Consider the following 15902-nt stretch of genomic DNA (forward strand, 5'->3'; position numbering starts at 1 on the left):
ACCAGGCAAATGCCGACAGGGATTGGTGCCTCGCGGAGCACCACGACCTGGGGGATCGACGGTACCCCGCGAGGGATCTGAGGGCGCGTGCGCCGGATTGTGGACCCGGCCGGCTGTGTCTCTGTCTGACCCCCCAGGCAGTCCCCCCACCCCACAGCCGGCCGAAGCCACTCGGCGATGGCCACCGTCGTCGAGCCCTCCCAGTCGACGCCCGGTTCCTCCGCGCTGACTCAAGGTTGTCGAAATCACGCTCTGTCGCACAGGGACGCTACCCTGACATCGCCCTGACAAATTTGTCCTGACAACGAAAGCCTCGGCAGAAATTCGCCGTCGGTGACCGGAATCTTCCCGTCGGTAAGGGAAAACCGCTGTAATTCACCCAGAAAACCCGGTCCGGGCACCGCGATTCAAACGTTTGTGCGTAGCTCAGTGCAGATAACCGGAGACGGCTTTGGTGAATCCCGCAATCCGGTGCAGCGGTGCGGCGTCCTCGAGCGCGGGCGCCGACGCGGTCGGGGCGGGGATCCCCTCGCCGACGCAACTGATGTCCTGCGCGGGCGCTACTCCGGTGGTGAGGAAGGTGTTGATGATCTTGTCCGCGCACTTGTTCACGCCGCCGTACACCCCGTGGTCGCCTTCGCGGGTGATGGTGAGGAGGCGGGATCCGGCGTACCGGCTGTGCGCGGACACGGCGAGCGCGTAGTTGGTCGCGGGGTCGTGCACCGACTGCACCATCAGCGTTGTGGGTAAGCCCTTGCCGGTCGGCGTGGGCATCGTGAGGTTCGGGCGGCTCCAGGCGTAGCAGGGGTTTTCGGTCATGCCCCAACCGAGCAGCGGGTACTTCGGGCCGAGCCGGCCGGCCATCATCTCGCCGTACTCGCGCCCTTGTGGCCACGGGGTGTCGTTGCAGGTCACCGCGGTGAAGGTCGCGTCCTCGGCGTCGTCGCCCGATGGTTGCCCGATCGGCCCGAGACCGGGCGTACGGCCGGTCGCGCGCTGGACGAGTTCGCGCTGCCGGGCCGGCGACAATGCATCCACGCGGCGCTGGGCGGCTTGCGGTCCGTCCTTTGTCTGGGTCGCGGAAAGGTCCCGGAGGAATTCCAGGTCGAGCGCCAGCGAATAGAACGCCAATTTTGTATACATATCCCCGGCGACGATGTTGTCCAGGGTGTTCTGGTCGTAGGTGACCTTGACCGTGCTGTCCATGAACTCCTCGACCGCCGGCTGCTTTTTGAGCGCCGCGCGCAGGCGTTCGTAGGTCCGGATCACCAGTCGGGGTGAGGTGCCCAGATGCAGCTCGTCGTCGTTCTTGGCGGCCCAGGTGGCGAAGTCCTCGCGGAACCGGCGTTCGAAGGACTGCGGCTGGGAGACGAACGTGTTCAGCCAGGGCTGCGTGAAATCGGTGTTGGAGTCGAGCACGAACCGGCCGACGTGGTCGGGGAAGTAGGTCTGGTAGTACGCGCCGAGCCAGGTGCCACCGGAGTACCCGACGTAGTCGATCGTGGCGAAGCCGAGCAGTTGCCGGATCAGATCCATGTCCTGCACGGTCTGCGCGGTGTTCACGTACGGCAGCAGGCCGAGCGACATCCGGTCGCAGTACTGGTAGGTGAGCGCGGACGCCTCGGCGATCAGAGTGAGGTTCGAGGGTTGGCGATCGCGTGCGTCCATCGTGTAACCGGGCGAGCCCTGGCAGCTGACGTTGGTGCTGTCACCAGTGCCGCGTGGGTCGAATCCGACCGCGAGGTGGTCTTTCGCCAGTGGCGCCTGGCTCGCGAGGTACGGCGCCATCCCGAGACCGGCACCACCCGGCCCGCCCGGATTGCCGAACACGACCCGGCTCGGCTTGCCCTTGGCCGGCGCCACCTTGCTGACCGCGATCTGGATGTCGTTGCCGGCGTAAGGGTTGGCCCAGTCGCGGGGGACGGTGATCTTCGCGCAGTACGTGCGCATCTCCTCCTCGCCGCATCGCGTCCATGCCGGTTTCTGCTTCAGGTACTTGGTGGCCACCGGATGCGCCTTGTCGACGACGGTGGGCGACTGCATCGACGCGGTCGCACCGGACCCCGGGACGACGACGACGGCGGCAGCGGACAGGCCCAGGCCGACGGCCAGGGTGAGGTACTTCATGACAGAACTCCAGCGGATGGCCTTGCGTGATCGGACCGTTGCAATCTGTCATGTCTGCCCGGAACGTTCGAGCACCGGCCCCGGCCTGTTGCGGATCAGACCCAGATCAGGCCCAGGGATCAGGCCCAGGGATCAGCCCCAGAGATCAGGCCTGGCCGTTCGAGGGGAGGAAGTAGGCGAGCATGCGAACCCGCCGGGCGTCGGCCGGGGGCTCGGTGCGGTTGAGGTAGGGCTTCAGCAGGATCTCGAGGTCCGCCTGGATGGTGTTGAGCTCGTCCGCGGTGATCGTCATGCCGGCGTTGAAAAGGCCGGCGGCGCGGGCCCAGTTGATGTCCAACTGCGACTCGGTGTTCTCGACCCAGTCGCGCGGGGTGTGCTCGTAGCTGAGCAGCATCGCACCGGCCAACTGCCGGGCGGCGACCTGGACCTCCTCGGGCCCGGACTCCGGGACCTCGAAGTAGAGGCCGCGTCCGACCGCCCGCCAGCCGTCACCATCCGGTACGACGAGACCGGCCTCGGTGAGCTGGTCGACATGGCCGTGAACGGTCTCGGCATCGAGGTGGACGTGCTCCGCGAGTTCGGCGATGGTCGCCGTACCGTGTCTGGTCAGTCGATCGACCAACGCCAGCCGGACCGGATCGGCCAGCGTGCGCATCGCGGCGGCCTCGGTGAGCACCATGTCTCCGACGTCGTTGACCTCTACCTGACTCATGCGGGCAAGACTGTCACGCGTCGGCGGGTCCTGGGTCGGTGTGGAGGCGGATCTGCTTGATGCGGACGGATTCGTCGCCGTACAGGTCGAGCTCGCGGTGGGCGCCGTCGGGGGCCCAGCCGGCTTCGGTGTAGAAGGCGCGCAGGACGTCGTCGGTGGAGTTCACCCAGACCGTCACGCGGCTGAAGCCGTCGGCGCGGATGGTGTCGACGACGGCGTTCAACAGCCGGGAGCCGTGGCCGGCCCGGGTCGCCTCCGGCTGCACTGCGAGCTCGGCGATCATCGCGTCGCGCTGCGGATCCGCATCCGGGTCGTCCGATGCCGTGATGGCCGCGAAGCCGACCGGAGTCCGGCCGGCCAACGCGACCATCACCCGGTTCCGCGCCTCGCCCGGCGCCAGGAGGGCCGCGCGCCACTGTGCCGAGAACTGCGCCGGGTTCAGGTCGAGGAGCACATCGGCCGGCAGCAAACCGGCGTACGACGAACGCCACGCCGCCACCTGGATCTCGCCGATCGCATTGGCCTCCGCCGGAAGTGCGAGCCGCACACTCGTCTCGGCGATCGCATCCTCGCCAGACAGGTCCGACAGGTTCGCGGGTTCCGGCACCCCGAAGTCACTCATACCGCCATCCTCCCAAAAGCAGTGTTGCCGGCCGGACACCAGGTCCGGCCGGCAACGGGGGAAGTTCAGTACACGAGACGGCGGAGGACGGTTTCGGCTGGGCCTCGGTAGGAGCGCTTGCTCATTGCGTAGGTGCCGAGGACCGAGACGATCCAGACGCCGATTGCGACCAGGGCTGCGGTGTACGCCGTACTGCCGAAGCGCAGGTCGAGGGTGAAGGGTGCGAGCAGGATCATCCACGACACCGACTGGAACAGGTAGCCCGACAGGGACCGCTGACCGAGTGCGGAGATCGCGCGAACCGGGAACGACAGCTTGTTGATCCGGGTGACGAGCAGACCGAACAGAGCGACGTACCCGGGTCCGCCGAACATCCCGCCGGCCTGGGCGAGGTAGCTGATCGCGCCGACGGCCGACTCGTCGACGTGCAGCCAGCCGGCTCCGATCAGCGCGAGCGGCAGGCCGGTGAGGACCGTGATGCCGAGTCCGACTCCGGCGACCCAGGACAGCAGCTTGGTGTGCGCGCTCGGGTTTTCCAGGATCTGCTTGCGGGCGGCCCAGATACCGAGCCACACGATGACGATGAAGCCCAGCACGCTGGCGGCGTGCAGCGGGTACTCGTGCAGCCGGTCGACCATGCTCGCGAAGTACGACGACGCCCCCAGCGACGGGTTCGGCTTGTTGGTCAGCGGATGCGCGGGACCGGAGCTGTTGACGACGGCGAGCGCGGCCCGGACGGCGACGACCAGGACCTCCACCGTCATGAACGCCCAGAGGCCGAGGACGATCCGGTGGAACTTGTCCCCGCGGTTGAGCAAGAACAGCGTGCAGATGATTCCGACGATGCCGTAGGCGCCGAGGAAGTCACCGAAGTACAGCAAGGTCGCGTGCGCCAGGCCGAACGCGATCAGCCAGGCGTTGCGCTTGAGCAGGATCCGCCGGGCCGCGCCCGGGGTCGCGCCGGAGCTGCGCTGCCGCCGGGCCAGCTGCACCAGGCCGTAGCCGAACATGATCGCGAAGACCGGGTAGGCCCGGGCGTCCACGAACGTGAGCTTGAGGAAGTTGAGGATCCGCTCGAAGCCGTGCGGCGCGCTCTCCACGCCGGGCTGGCCGGCGAAGGCGAAGTTGGCGCTGTTGGCCAGGCCGATCAGGAGCAGCATCGCGCCACGGATCAGGTCCGGGGCGAGCGCTCGTTCGTTGCCGGTGACCGGTCCGCGATGGTCGGCGGCGGCCGGAAGAGTCTGCGTGGTCACGGGACACCCTCTCGAGAATCTGTTCAATCTATGAACTGTTACTCGAAATACTCCCGGCCCACCGCGGTCGCTCCCAGCGCGTTGCCACCACTCCTGCGGGTGGACCTAGCACCACTTTGTGACACTTCTTGTTGATCTGGAGAAAAAGTGTCACATCTCGGCTATGCTGCAGCTATGGACAGCTTCCAGGCGACCATCGACGCAGACGGCCGGATCGAGCCGCGGGACGCGATGCCGGAGGGGTATCGCAAGACCCTGATCCGGCAGATCGCGCAGCACGCGCACTCCGAGATCATCGGCATGCAGCCCGAGGGCAACTGGATCAGTCGCGCTCCGTCGCTGCGCCGCAAGGCGATCCTGATGGCCAAGGTGCAGGACGAGGCCGGCCACGGTCTTTATCTGTACGCCGCCACCGAGACGCTCGGCGTGGATCGGGCCGACATGCTCGACCTGCTGCACAGCGGCAAGCAGAAGTACTCCAGCATCTTCAACTACCCGACCCTGACCTGGGCCGACATCGGCGCGATCGGCTGGCTGGTCGACGGCGCCGCGATCGTCAACCAGGTCCCGCTCTGCCGCTGCTCCTACGGGCCGTATGCGCGCGCGATGGTCCGGGTCTGCAAGGAGGAGTCGTTCCACCAGCGGCAAGGGTTCGAGATCCTCTACACGCTGTGCAACGGCACGCCCGCGCAGAAGGCGATGGCCCAGGACGCGCTCGACCGCTGGTGGTGGCCGTCGCTGATGATGTTCGGCCCGCCCGACTCCGCGTCGACGCACTCCGAGCAGTCGATGGCGTGGGGGATCAAGCGGCACAGCAACGACGAGCTGCGCCAGCGGTTCGTCGACATGACCGTCCCGCAGGCCGACGTGCTGGGGATCCGCGTGCCCGACGACGGTCTTTCGTACGACGAGGAGACCGGCCACTACACCTTCACCGAGCCGGACTACACCGAGCTGTACGAGGTGGTGAAGGGCAACGGCCCGTGCAACGAGGAGCGGCTCGCGCACCGCGTGAAGGCGCACGAGGACGGCGCCTGGGTGCGCGAGGCGGCTTCGGCGTACGCCGAGAAGCAGGCTCGCCGGCAGGAGAGTGCCGCATGATCGAGCCGCTGTGGGAGGTCTTCGTCCGGTCCCGTCGTGGGCTGTCGCACACGCACGTCGGGAGTCTGCACGCCCCCGACGCCACCATGGCGTTGCGGAACGCGCGCGACGTCTACACCCGTCGGCAGGAGGGTGTCTCGATCTGGGTGGTGCGGGCCGCGGACATCACCGCGTCGAGCCCGGACGAGAAGGACGAGTTCTTCGACCCGGCCGGCGACAAGGTGTACCGGCATCCGACCTTCTACGAGGTCCCGGAAGGCGTCGATCACCTGTGAACGACCTGTTCGTCTACGCACTCCGTCTCGGCGACGATGCGCTGATCTCCGCGCAGCGCACCGCCGAGTGGATCGCGGCCGCCCCGCAGCTCGAGGAAGACGTTGCCCTTGGCAACATCGGGCTGGACCAGTTGGGGCAGGCGCGGTCGCTGCTGCAGTACGCCGGTTCCGTGGAAGGCGCGGGCCGGTCGGAGGACGACCTTGCGTACTTCCGCGACGAGCGCGAGTTTGTGAATCTGCAGCTGTGTGAGTTGCCGAACGGCGACTTCGGACACGCTATGGCTCGGTTGCTGTACTTCGCGACGTACCAGGAGCTCTTGTACTCCAAGCTGTTGTCGTGTGGCGACGAGACGCTGGCCGGTGTTGCGGGTAAGGCGGTCAAAGAGGTTGCGTACCACGTCGACCACGCGACCCAGTGGGTGCTGCGCCTCGGTGATGGCACGGAGGAGAGCCACCGCCGGATGCAGGCCGGTCTGGACGCGCTGTGGCCTTATACAGCAGAGATTTTCGAGTCGGACGAGCTTGTACGACGTCTCGACGTCGCAGTGGACCCGTCGACGCTCGAGGAGGAGTGGCTGACCCGGGTGGACGCGGTGATCGACGAATCCACGTGCAGCCGGCCGGAGTCGTCGTACCAGCACGTTGGTGGTCGTTCTGGCCGGCACACCGAGCACATGGGGTATCTGCTCGCTGAGCTGCAGCATGTGGCCCGTTCGCACCCGGGGGCGACATGGTGACGGACACTGCGATCCTCGAAGCCGTTGGTGAGGTCGCTGACCCAGAGGTGCCGGTGCTGACGATCGCTGACCTCGGTGTGCTGCGTGGAGTTCGGCATGAGGGTGATGAGGTCGTCGTGACGATCACACCGACGTACTCCGGTTGTCCTGCGATGGACGTGATCCGGGAGGAGGTTGAGCTGACGCTCCAGGCCCTGCACGTGGACGGTCGGGTCGAGACGGTGTTATCGCCTGCCTGGACGACGGACTGGATGAGTGACGCGGGTAAGGCGAAGCTGACCGAGTACGGGATCGCACCGCCGACCGGGCGGCGTGCTGTCGGCGGACCGGTGATGCTGTCGTTGACGATCCGGTGTCCGTTGTGTGGTTCGCCGGACACTACGGAGCTCAGTCGCTTCGGTTCCACGTCCTGTAAGTCGCTCTGGCGGTGCAACAGCTGCCGCGAACCCTTCGATCACTTCAAGGCTCTCTGATGACTGCGACTGTTGCTGCTGTAGCCCCCCGGCGGCGGGCGAGTTTTCATGCGCTGAAGGTTGCTGCGATCGATGCGGTCACCGATGACTCGGTGGCGATCACGTTCGCAGTGCCGGAGGAGCTCGCGGGGGAGTATGAGTTCACCGCGGGCCAGCACCTGACGGTCCGTCGTACCGGTGACGACGTACGGCGGAGTTACTCGATCTGCTCGCCCGCTGGGTCCGGAGTGTTGCGGATCGGGGTGAAGCGGCTTCCCGGCGGCGAGTTCTCGGCGTACGCGGCGGACGAGCTCAAGGTCGGTGACTCGCTCGAGGTGATGACGCCGCTGGGGCGGTTCGGTACGACGCTCTCGGCGGACAACGCGAAGCACTACGCGTTCGTCGCCGCGGGGAGTGGGATCACGCCGGTGCTCTCGCTGGTCGCGACGATCCTGTCCGTCGAGCCGTCCAGCCGGGTCACGTTGCTGTACGGGAACCGCACTGCGGGATCGGTGATGTTCGCCGATGATCTGGCCGACCTCAAGGATGTGTACGCCGAGCGCTTCCACCTCGTGCACGTGTTGTCGCGGGAGTCGACCGAGGTCGAGCTGTTCAGTGGACGCATCGATGCCGAGCGGTTGCAGCGGATGTTCGCGACGATCCTGCCGCTGGACAGCGTGGACGAGTGGTTCCTGTGCGGGCCGTACGCGATGGTCGTCGGCGCGCAGGAGCTGTTGCTGACCGAGGGCGTCGAGCGTGCGCATGTGCACGCCGAGCTGTTCCATGTCGGTGATGAGGCTCCGGCCGCTCCGGTCGAGCAGAAGACCGCCGATGAGGACGCGGCCGAGGTGACCGTGATCCTTGACGGCCGCCGGTCGACGTTCCCCCTGGGTGAGCACTCCAAGGCTGTCCTGGACGCGACCCTGGCCGTCCGCAGCGACGCTCCCTTTGCCTGTAAGGGCGGTGTGTGCGGCACGTGCCGAGCCAAGGTCCTCGAAGGGTCCGTCCGGATGGACACCAACTGGGCCCTGGAACCCGAGGAACTGAAAGCCGGCTACGTCCTCACCTGCCAATCCCACCCGACCACCCCCAAGGTCACCCTGGACTACGACGCCTGACCCTCGGCCGGTCTTCAATGCATGCATGCGCATTGACCTGTCCGCCGGGGAGTTCGAGTACGCCGAGACCGGTGACCCTCAAGCCCCGCCGGTCGTCCTGCTCCACGGCCTGCGTTCCAACGCGTCCAGTTGGGATCTGGTGGCTCCGGAGCTAGCCAAGAGCCGTCGCGTACTCGCCCTGGACCAACGCGGCCACGGCGCCAGCGTGCGCCCCTCGCATTACTCCTTCGAGGCGATGCGCGACGACGTACTCGAGTTCACGAATGCACTGGGTCTCAACGAGTTCCTGCTGGTAGGTCACTCGATGGGCGGCACCGTAGCCACGCTCTTCGCCGAACACCACAGCGACCGCCTCACCGGCCTGGTCCTGGTCGACTCACCCCCACCGGACGGCTCCGGTGACTGGACGGAACCGCCGTACCCAGGCACCGAGCCGCCCTTCGACTGGTCCTGCCTACAAGCGATCTTCCATCAGCTGTCCCACCCAGACCCAGCCTGGTGGACCGACCTCCCGAAGATCACCACCCGGACCCTCGTCCTAGGCGGCGGCTCCACCAGCCCAGCCCCCCAACACCTCCTGGCCAAAGCCGCCACCCAGATCCCGCACGCCACCCACCAAACCCTCGAAGGCGCCGGCCACAATCTGCACCAAACCCAACCCACCCAGTTCCTAACCGCCCTAACCGAGCATTTCCCACTCTGAACCCACACCCCGCAGGCCTCACCCCAAAGCCCAGAAGGTCCGCTGGTGCCCACCTGCCGCTCTTCCGGCCGCAGCGGCGGGAAGAGCAGTGTGCCGTCCCGGCCGCAGGCCAGCGGCGGGGTGGGGAGCGCCTCCTGCTCTTCGGGCCGCAGGAGGACGAGGGCTAGTCGGTGCCGGATTCCATGGCGGCTCGGTCCAGGAGTTCGTCGGATTCTGAGGTTTCGCCTCGGGAGGCGATGGCGTCGGCGCCGCCGGTGGGCATGGGGCCGATGAGGTCGGTGGAGGAGGCGAGGGCCGGGTTCGAGCTGCCGAACATGCCGAGCTGACCGAGTACGGGATCGCACCGCCGACCGGGCGGCGTGCCGTCGGCGGACCGGTGATGCTGTCGCTGACGATCCGGTGTCCGTTGTGTGGTTCGCCGGACACTACGGAGCTCAGTCACTTCGGTTCCACGTCCTGTAAGTCGCTCTGGCGGTGCAACAGTTGCCGCGAACCCTTCGATCACTTCAAGGCTCTCTGATGACTGCGACTGTTGCTGCTGTTGTGCCCCGGCGGCGGGCGAGTTGACCCCTGGTTGGCTTTCGCGCGTTGGGCTTCTCGAGCTGAGCGGTTCAGTCGACGTGCAGGACTGCCTTTCCGGTGATTCGGCGGTTCAGTAAGGCCTCGATCGCGGTCGGGGTCTCTCGCCAGGAGGACTCGAGTTCGATCTGGCCGTCAAGGCGGCGGGTGGCCACCAGCGTGCACAGGCGGGCGAGGTCGGTGGCGACGCTTGATGGTTCGTCGAAGTTGTTGAGGGTGTAGATCGTGGCTCCCTGCGAGCGGGAGTACCAGCCGGCCCGGAAGGTGATCGGGCCCTCCTCGTCCTGGGTGGCGAGGCTGACCACCACGCCGCGCGGTGCCAGGTGCTCGATGGCCTGGCCGAAGACCTCGCCTCCGACGGCTTCCACGATCAGGTCGAAGTCGCCCTCGATCCGCTCGGTGACCACATCGGCGCCAAGCAGCGCGGGCGTCGGAGTACGGCGTACCAGAGCTGTGACATGAGCCCCGGCCAACTGCGCAAGCTGTACTGCGTACCGCCCGACCCCACCAGTTGCGCCCGTCACCAGCACCCGCTTGGCCAGCAGGAGCCCGCCGTGCTCGAGCGACCGCAGCGCCGTCAGCGCGGCCGTGGGCAACGCCGCGGCCTGTGCGTCGGACACGCCCTCCGGTATGACGGCCATCCATTGCGTCGAGATCGCAGCCACTTCCGCCCAGGCACCCCGCCGCCGGACCAGCCCCACAACCCGGGTGCCGGCCGCCGGCCCGCTCCCGTCGGCCGCAGCTTGCTCGACGACGCCCGCCACGTCCCACCCTGTCGGCGTCCCGTCGGGGAGCTTCGCGAGATCGAGTACCTCGCCCTGGTTCAACGAGAACGCCCTGACCCGGACCACGGCCTGGTCTGGAAGAGGTATGGGTTCGGCGACCGTGGTGAGGCTGACGGACCGGTCGTTCTTGGTGAGAGCGAGCACCCCCTGACGATATGCCGACGGTCTCATAACCATCCAAGGCGCCGGCCACCAAACCCGCCCCACCCAATTCCTGGCTGCCGCCAGTGAGCGGTTCGCGGTCTGACTTGATGGGTCAGTCGGTGCCGGATTCCATGGCGGCTCGGTCCAGGAGTTCGTCGGATTCTGAGGTTTCGCCTCGGGAGGCGATGGCGTCGGCGCCGCCGGTGGGCATGGGGCCGATGAGGTCGGTGGAGGAGGCGAGGGCCGGGTTCGAGCTGCCGAACATGCCGAGACCGGCGTACTGCTCGAGCTTGGCGCGGGAGTCGGCGATGTCCAGGTTCCGCATGGTGAGCTGGCCGATCCGGTCGACCGGGCCGAACGCCGAGTCCTCGATCCGCTCCATCGACAGCTTGTCCGGGTGGTAGCTGAGCGCCGGCCCGGTCGTGTCGAGGACCGAGTAGTCCTCACCCCGCCGCAGCCGCAGCGTGACTTCACCGGTCACCGCCGTACCGACCCACCGCTGCAGAGACTCCCGCAGCATCAACGACTGCGGGTCGAGCCAACGACCTTCGTACATCAGCCGCCCGAGCCGCCGCCCGTCGTTGTGGTACGCCGCCACCGTGTCCTCGTTGTGGATCGCGTTGACCAGCCGCTCGTACGCCGCGTGCAGCAGCGCCATCCCGGGTGCCTCGTAGATGCCCCGCGACTTCGCCTCGATCACCCGGTTCTCGATCTGGTCCGACATCCCCAGACCGTGCCGCCCACCGATCGCGTTCGCCTCGAGGACGAGGTCGACCGCGGAGCCGAACTCCTTGCCGTTGATCGTCACCGGCCGGCCCTGCTCGAACCCGATCGTGACGTCCTCGGGCTGGATGTCCACGGACGGATCCCAGTGCTTCACGCCCATGATCGGATCGACGGTCTCGATCCCGGTGTCGAGGTGCTCCAGCGTCTTCGCCTCGTGGGTCGCGCCCCAGATGTTCGCGTCGGTGGAGTAGGCCTTCTCAGTGCTGTCCCGATACGGCAGCTTGTGCGTGACCAGCCACTCGGACATCTCCTTGCGCCCACCGAGCTCGTGCACGAACTGCGCGTCCAGCCACGGCTTGTAGATCCGCAGCTGCGGATTCGCCAGCAGCCCGTACCGGTAGAACCGCTCGATGTCGTTGCCCTTGAACGTCGACCCGTCGCCCCAGATCTGCACGTCGTCGTCGAGCATCGCCCGGACCAGTAGCGTGCCGGTCACGGCCCGCCCGATCGGCGTGGTGTTGAAGTACGTCCGCCCACCCGACCGGATGTGGAACGCGCCGCACGCCAGCGCGGCCAGTCCTTCCTCGACCAGCGCCGCGCGGCAGTCCACGAGCCGGGTCAGCTCGGCGCCGTACGCCGTGGCCCGGCCGGGGACCGAGGCGATGTCGGGCTCGTCGGCCTGACCCAGGTCGGCGGTGTACGTGCAGGGCACCGCTCCCTTGTCGCGCATCCACGCGACCGCGACGGACGTGTCGAGACCTCCTGAGAAAGCGATCCCGACCCGCTCACCAACCGGCAATGACGTAAGCACCTTGGACACAGGAAAAGTATGCATCACTCTGCATGATTATGCAAAGCGCTTCGTAACCAGTGTGTCTCCCGTGACTTGTGGGGCTGGATTGAGAGGATGGACGCTGCTCGGGAGGGGAGTGAGGCGCACGATGATGGGGCGGTCGCATGCGTTGTCGGGATGGTGTGCCGGTCTGGCGGTGGCACCGCTGATCGGACTGACGTCGGTGGCGGAGGTGATTCCGTTCGCCGCGGCCACGGCCGGGTATGCGCTCGTACCCGATCTTGATCACCCCGGCGCCAGTGCGTCCCGGCTGCTCGGTCCGGTGACGCGGCTCGTCTCGGGCGCCGTGCGTACCTTCTCCGGGATCCTCTACAACGTCACCAAGGGTCCGCGCGACGAGGACAGCACCGGGAAGCATCGCCACGCGACCCACACGCTGGCCGCCGCGATCCTGCTCGGCGTGCTCGCGGCAAGCCTCGGCGACCGAGGAAAATGGGCGGTCCTGGCGGTCGCGGTCACCGGCCTGCTGTTGGCCGCGGACGCATTGGGCGACTGGATCATCCTCGTCGCCCTCGGCGCCGCAGGCTGGTCCGTCGTCGGTACGGCGCTCCCCGGTACGACGGCCGCCGACGCCGTCCAGGGTGGTCTGAGCGAGATCGGCAGCTGGATCGGAATGGCGGTCGGCCTCGGCATGTTCGTGCACTGTCTCGGCGACAGCCTGACCCGATCCGGCTGTCCGTGGTTGTGGCCGCTGCCGATCCGCGGCGAGACCTGGTACGAACTGCGCTTGCCGCGACTTCTTCGCTTCACCACGAACGGCTTGGTCGAGCGCGCGCTCATCGCTCCGGTGTTGCTCGTGGCCGGCGTACTCCTGCTCCCCGGCGCCCTCCCGGCGATCGAGCACCTCTTCAACGCCACCTCGATCTGGCTCGCCGGCCGCTGAGACGATCGACAATGAGCAGTCGAATGGTTACAGAAAGTATTCGCAGAAGTTTTTCCGGATTTTTTGACCAAAGCTGTAACGACTTGGGGGTTGTCCCCGATAGGACGAGTGAGCCTGGTGGCTGCCCGGACCCCCGAGCGGACAGCCACCAGGCCTACTCATTTCTCCGAGGCCGTGGAGCGGTAATCTGAGCCCCATGCCCTTGGGATCGAATTCAGCGGGATCGAGCACTTCCTCTCCCGCGTCCGGTGAACTGCCGTTCGGCCGTCTGACGACCGCGATGATCACCCCGTTCCGGCCCGACGGCGCTCTGGATCTCGACGCAGCGCAGAAGGTTGCGACCTATCTGGTCGACAGCGGGAACGACGCGCTGATCATCAACGGGACCACGGGTGAGGCGCCGACGACGTCGGACCAGGAGAAGGTCCAGCTGATCAAGGCTGTGCTCGAGGCAGTCGGCGACCGCGCCAAGGTGGTCAGCGGCGTCGGGACCAACGACACCGCCCACACGATCGAGTGCGCGAAGCAGGCCGAAGCCGCCGGAGCAGATGGGCTCCTGGTCGTCACGCCGTACTACAACAAGCCTCCGCAGGAGGGGCTGCGCGCGCACTTCACCGCCGTCGCCGACGCCACCGCCCTGCCGAACCTGGTCTACGACATCCCGGCCCGCTCGGGCGTGGAGATCAAGACCGAGACTCTGATCGCGCTCGCCGAACACCCGCGGATCGTCGCGGTGAAGGACGCGAAGGGCGACGTGGCCGGGGCCACCAAGGTGCTCGCGAACACCGATCTGTTCTACTACTGCGGTGCCGACGAGCTGAACCTCGCCTGGCTCGCGATCGGCGCGGTCGGTATCGCCAGCGTCGTCGCGCACGTGGCCAGCCCGCAGTACCGGCAGCTGATCGACGCCGTGGTGGCCGGCGACCTCGCCACCGCACAGGAGATCGATCGACGGATGGTGCCCGCCGTCGAAGCGATCATGACCAGGACCCAGGGTGCCATCATGGTGAAGGCCGCGCTCAAGCTGGCCGGCGTCATCGAGCACGCGACACTCCGGTTGCCGCTGGTTGAGGCGACCGACGAACAAGTGGACCGGCTCACCACCGACTTGACGACGGCAGGACTGATTGCATGAGCCATCCCCATCCAGATCTCGACGCGCCCGGACCGCTGGCTCCGGGCGCTTTGCGGGTCATCCCGCTCGGCGGCCTCGGCGAGGTCGGCCGCAATATGACCGTCTTCGAGTACGACGGCAAGCTGCTGATCGTGGACTGCGGCGTACTCTTCCCGGACGAGAACCAGCCCGGCGTGGATCTGATCCTGCCGGACTTCCAGCCGATCCGGGACCGGTTGAACGACGTCGTCGCGGTCGTCCTGACGCACGGCCACGAAGACCACATCGGCGGGTTGCCCTACCTGCTGCGTGAGCGGGGTGACATTCCGGTCATCGGTTCGCAGCTCACGCTCGCGCTGCTGGAGGGCAAGCTGAAGGAGCACCGGCACCGCAACGTGCCGCAGCAGACCGTGGTCGAGGGCGAGAAGCTCCAGATCGGCCCGTTCGTCTGCGAGTTCATCGCGGTGAACCACTCGATCCCGGACGCGCTGGCGGTGGCGATCAAGACGCCGGCCGGCGTCGTGCTGCACACCGGTGACTTCAAGATGGACCAGTTGCCGCTGGACAACCGGATCACCGACCTGCGTGCGTTCGCGCGGCTCGGCGAAGAGGGCGTGGACCTGTTCTGCGTCGACTCGACGAACTCCGAGGTCCCCGGCTTCACCACCCACGAGCGCGACATCGCTCCGGTGCTGGACCGGGTCTTCACCAACGCCAAGAACCAGCGCATCATCGTGGCCTGCTTCGCCTCGCACGTGCACCGGGTCCAGCAGATCATGGACGCCGCGGTGAAGCATCGCCGCAAGGTCGCGTACGTCGGGCGCTCGATGGTCCGCAACATGGGTGTGGCCCGTGATCTCGGCTTCCTGCACGTCCCCGGCGACACGCTGATCGACATGCGCGAGCTGGAGAACTACCCGCCCGAGCAGGTCGTGCTGATCTCGACCGGTTCGCAGGGCGAGCCGATGTCGGCGCTGTCGCGGATCGCGGCCAACGACCATCACGTCGTCCAGATCCAGCCCGGCGACACCGTCGTCCTGGCGTCGTCGTTGATCCCGGGCAACGAGAACTCGGTGTACCGGGTGATCAACGGGCTGACCCGGCACGGCGCCAACGTGATCCACAAGGGCAACGCGCTCGTTCACGTCTCCGGTCACGCGAGCGCCGGCGAGCTCCTGTACTGCTACAACATCGTCAAGCCGCGCAACGTGATGCCCGTGCACGGCGAGATCCGGCACCTGCATGCGAACGCCGACCTCGCGATCCAGACCGGCGTACCGCGCGAGAACGTCGTGGTCGTCGAGGACGGCGTGGTGGTCGACCTGATCGACCGCAAGGCCGTCGTGGCCGGCAAGGTCGACTGCGGGTACGTGTTCGTGGACGGCTCGACCGTCGGCGACATCACCGAGACCTCGCTGAAGGATCGCCGGATTCTCGGCGACGAGGGTTTCATCTCGGTCATCGCCGTGATGGACTCGGTCACCGGCAAACTGACTGCCGGGCCGGAGATTCAGGCACGCGGGTTCGCCGAGGACGACACCGTCTTCGACGACCTCAAGCCGAAGATCGAGGCAGAGATCGAGAAGGCGATCGGCGGCGGCGTGGACGACATGTACCAGCTGCAGCAGGTGATCCGCCGGGTGGTCGGCAAGTGGGTCTCGGACACCCACCGGCGCCGCCCGATGATCATCCCGGTCGTCGTCGAGAGCTGATTGCGC

General features: G+C 67.1%; 17 protein-coding genes. 10 read left to right on the forward strand and 7 right to left on the reverse strand.

Annotation, left to right across the window (positions count from 1 at the left end; all coding sequences use genetic code 11):
- Nucleotides 1–426: 426 nt before the first annotated feature.
- The 4 genes from ACWF4Z_RS11115 to ACWF4Z_RS11130 all read right to left on the reverse strand — a co-directional run bounded on the left by ACWF4Z_RS11115 (nt 427) and on the right by ACWF4Z_RS11130 (nt 4714).
- Nucleotides 427–2127 carry an alpha/beta hydrolase gene (locus tag ACWF4Z_RS11115; RefSeq protein ID WP_452242828.1) on the reverse strand — a complete coding sequence of 567 codons (1701 nt, stop codon included), beginning with the start codon at nt 2125–2127 and terminating at the stop codon, nt 427–429.
- 145 nt (nt 2128–2272) lie between these two features.
- Nucleotides 2273–2839 (reverse strand): winged helix-turn-helix domain-containing protein, encoded by a 567-nt coding sequence (locus ACWF4Z_RS11120; RefSeq protein WP_452242829.1) that lies wholly within the window; start codon nt 2837–2839, stop codon nt 2273–2275.
- Between the two features lie 13 nt (nt 2840–2852).
- A complete protein-coding gene (locus ACWF4Z_RS11125; protein WP_452242830.1) occupies nt 2853–3461 on the reverse strand; it encodes a GNAT family N-acetyltransferase in 609 nt (202 codons plus the stop codon).
- 65 nt (nt 3462–3526) lie between these two features.
- Nucleotides 3527–4714: a DUF418 domain-containing protein gene (locus tag ACWF4Z_RS11130; protein WP_452242831.1), complete on the reverse strand. Its 1188-nt coding sequence runs from the start codon at nt 4712–4714 to the stop codon at nt 3527–3529.
- A gap of 174 nt (nt 4715–4888) precedes the next feature.
- Between ACWF4Z_RS11130 and paaA the strand changes: the two genes are divergently transcribed.
- The 6 genes from paaA to ACWF4Z_RS11160 are packed head-to-tail and all read left to right on the forward strand — an operon-like array spanning nt 4889 to nt 9100.
- Nucleotides 4889–5815 carry a 1,2-phenylacetyl-CoA epoxidase subunit PaaA gene (paaA, locus tag ACWF4Z_RS11135; RefSeq protein WP_452242832.1) on the forward strand — a complete coding sequence of 309 codons (927 nt, stop codon included), beginning with the start codon at nt 4889–4891 and terminating at the stop codon, nt 5813–5815.
- Nucleotides 5812–6090 (forward strand): 1,2-phenylacetyl-CoA epoxidase subunit PaaB, encoded by a 279-nt coding sequence (gene paaB / locus ACWF4Z_RS11140; protein WP_452242833.1) that lies wholly within the window; start codon nt 5812–5814, stop codon nt 6088–6090. Before paaA ends, paaB begins: the two co-directional genes overlap by 4 nt.
- Complete coding sequence (gene paaC / locus ACWF4Z_RS11145) at nt 6087–6827, forward strand: 1,2-phenylacetyl-CoA epoxidase subunit PaaC (protein WP_452242834.1); 741 nt, start codon at nt 6087–6089, stop codon at nt 6825–6827. Before paaB ends, paaC begins: the two co-directional genes overlap by 4 nt.
- Nucleotides 6821–7300, forward strand: coding sequence for a 1,2-phenylacetyl-CoA epoxidase subunit PaaD (gene paaD / locus ACWF4Z_RS11150; protein ID WP_452242835.1), 480 nt, complete (start codon nt 6821–6823; stop codon nt 7298–7300). Before paaC ends, paaD begins: the two co-directional genes overlap by 7 nt.
- Nucleotides 7300–8397: a 1,2-phenylacetyl-CoA epoxidase subunit PaaE gene (gene paaE / locus ACWF4Z_RS11155; RefSeq protein WP_452242836.1), complete on the forward strand. Its 1098-nt coding sequence runs from the start codon at nt 7300–7302 to the stop codon at nt 8395–8397. Before paaD ends, paaE begins: the two co-directional genes overlap by 1 nt.
- Nucleotides 8398–8422: 25 nt before the next feature.
- A complete protein-coding gene (locus tag ACWF4Z_RS11160; protein WP_452242837.1) occupies nt 8423–9100 on the forward strand; it encodes an alpha/beta fold hydrolase in 678 nt (225 codons plus the stop codon).
- Nucleotides 9101–9263: 163 nt separating this feature from the next.
- Here ACWF4Z_RS11160 and ACWF4Z_RS11165 read toward each other — a convergent pair whose 3' ends face one another.
- Entirely contained in the window at nt 9264–9542 is a 279-nt protein-coding gene (locus tag ACWF4Z_RS11165) for a hypothetical protein (protein ID WP_452243010.1), read from the reverse strand.
- Between ACWF4Z_RS11165 and ACWF4Z_RS11170 the strand changes: the two genes are divergently transcribed.
- On the forward strand, nt 9480–9620 hold the full coding sequence (locus tag ACWF4Z_RS11170; RefSeq protein WP_452242838.1) for a PaaD-like zinc ribbon domain-containing protein: 141 nt from the start codon (nt 9480–9482) through the stop codon (nt 9618–9620). The two genes, ACWF4Z_RS11165 and ACWF4Z_RS11170, sit on opposite strands and share 63 nt — an antisense overlap.
- 91 nt (nt 9621–9711) lie before the next feature.
- Here the strand turns inward: ACWF4Z_RS11170 and ACWF4Z_RS11175 are convergent, their stop codons facing one another.
- The gene (locus ACWF4Z_RS11175; RefSeq protein ID WP_452242839.1) at nt 9712–10608 is read right to left on the reverse strand and encodes a zinc-binding dehydrogenase; all 897 of its coding nucleotides are present in this window, start codon (nt 10606–10608) and stop codon (nt 9712–9714) included.
- A gap of 112 nt (nt 10609–10720) precedes the next feature.
- On the reverse strand, nt 10721–12169 hold the full coding sequence (argG, locus tag ACWF4Z_RS11180) for an argininosuccinate synthase (RefSeq protein ID WP_452242840.1): 1449 nt from the start codon (nt 12167–12169) through the stop codon (nt 10721–10723).
- 106 nt (nt 12170–12275) lie between these two features.
- On the opposite strand from argG, the gene ACWF4Z_RS11185 reads away from it, so the two are divergent.
- From ACWF4Z_RS11185 to ACWF4Z_RS11195, 3 genes are all read left to right on the forward strand, one after another.
- Nucleotides 12276–13070 (forward strand): metal-dependent hydrolase, encoded by a 795-nt coding sequence (locus ACWF4Z_RS11185; protein WP_452242841.1) that lies wholly within the window; start codon nt 12276–12278, stop codon nt 13068–13070.
- Nucleotides 13071–13266: 196 nt separating this feature from the next.
- Complete coding sequence (gene dapA / locus ACWF4Z_RS11190) at nt 13267–14205, forward strand: 4-hydroxy-tetrahydrodipicolinate synthase (protein ID WP_452242842.1); 939 nt, start codon at nt 13267–13269, stop codon at nt 14203–14205.
- Nucleotides 14202–15896 carry a ribonuclease J gene (locus tag ACWF4Z_RS11195; protein ID WP_452242843.1) on the forward strand — a complete coding sequence of 565 codons (1695 nt, stop codon included), beginning with the start codon at nt 14202–14204 and terminating at the stop codon, nt 15894–15896. Before dapA ends, ACWF4Z_RS11195 begins: the two co-directional genes overlap by 4 nt.
- Nucleotides 15897–15902: the final 6 nt, after the last annotated feature.

Source organism: Kribbella sp. NPDC055071 (assembly GCF_053608045.1).

Bases quoted from the DNA above. Each gene is read 5' to 3' on its own strand.
- ACWF4Z_RS11185 (WP_452242841.1), top strand. From the start codon at position 12,276: ATGATGGGGCGGTCGCATGCGTTGTCGGGATGGTGTGCCGGTCTGGCG.
- ACWF4Z_RS11195 (WP_452242843.1), top strand. From the start codon at position 14,202: ATGAGCCATCCCCATCCAGATCTCGACGCGCCCGGACCGCTGGCTCCG.
- ACWF4Z_RS11125 (WP_452242830.1), bottom strand. From the start codon at position 3,461: ATGAGTGACTTCGGGGTGCCGGAACCCGCGAACCTGTCGGACCTGTCT.
- paaD (WP_452242835.1), top strand. From the start codon at position 6,821: ATGGTGACGGACACTGCGATCCTCGAAGCCGTTGGTGAGGTCGCTGAC.
- dapA (WP_452242842.1), top strand. From the start codon at position 13,267: ATGCCCTTGGGATCGAATTCAGCGGGATCGAGCACTTCCTCTCCCGCG.
- paaA (WP_452242832.1), top strand. From the start codon at position 4,889: ATGGACAGCTTCCAGGCGACCATCGACGCAGACGGCCGGATCGAGCCG.
- ACWF4Z_RS11120 (WP_452242829.1), bottom strand. From the start codon at position 2,839: ATGAGTCAGGTAGAGGTCAACGACGTCGGAGACATGGTGCTCACCGAG.
- paaE (WP_452242836.1), top strand. From the start codon at position 7,300: ATGACTGCGACTGTTGCTGCTGTAGCCCCCCGGCGGCGGGCGAGTTTT.
- paaB (WP_452242833.1), top strand. From the start codon at position 5,812: ATGATCGAGCCGCTGTGGGAGGTCTTCGTCCGGTCCCGTCGTGGGCTG.
- argG (WP_452242840.1), bottom strand. From the start codon at position 12,169: ATGCATACTTTTCCTGTGTCCAAGGTGCTTACGTCATTGCCGGTTGGT.
- ACWF4Z_RS11115 (WP_452242828.1), bottom strand. From the start codon at position 2,127: ATGAAGTACCTCACCCTGGCCGTCGGCCTGGGCCTGTCCGCTGCCGCC.
- ACWF4Z_RS11160 (WP_452242837.1), top strand. From the start codon at position 8,423: ATGCGCATTGACCTGTCCGCCGGGGAGTTCGAGTACGCCGAGACCGGT.
- ACWF4Z_RS11170 (WP_452242838.1), top strand. From the start codon at position 9,480: ATGCTGTCGCTGACGATCCGGTGTCCGTTGTGTGGTTCGCCGGACACT.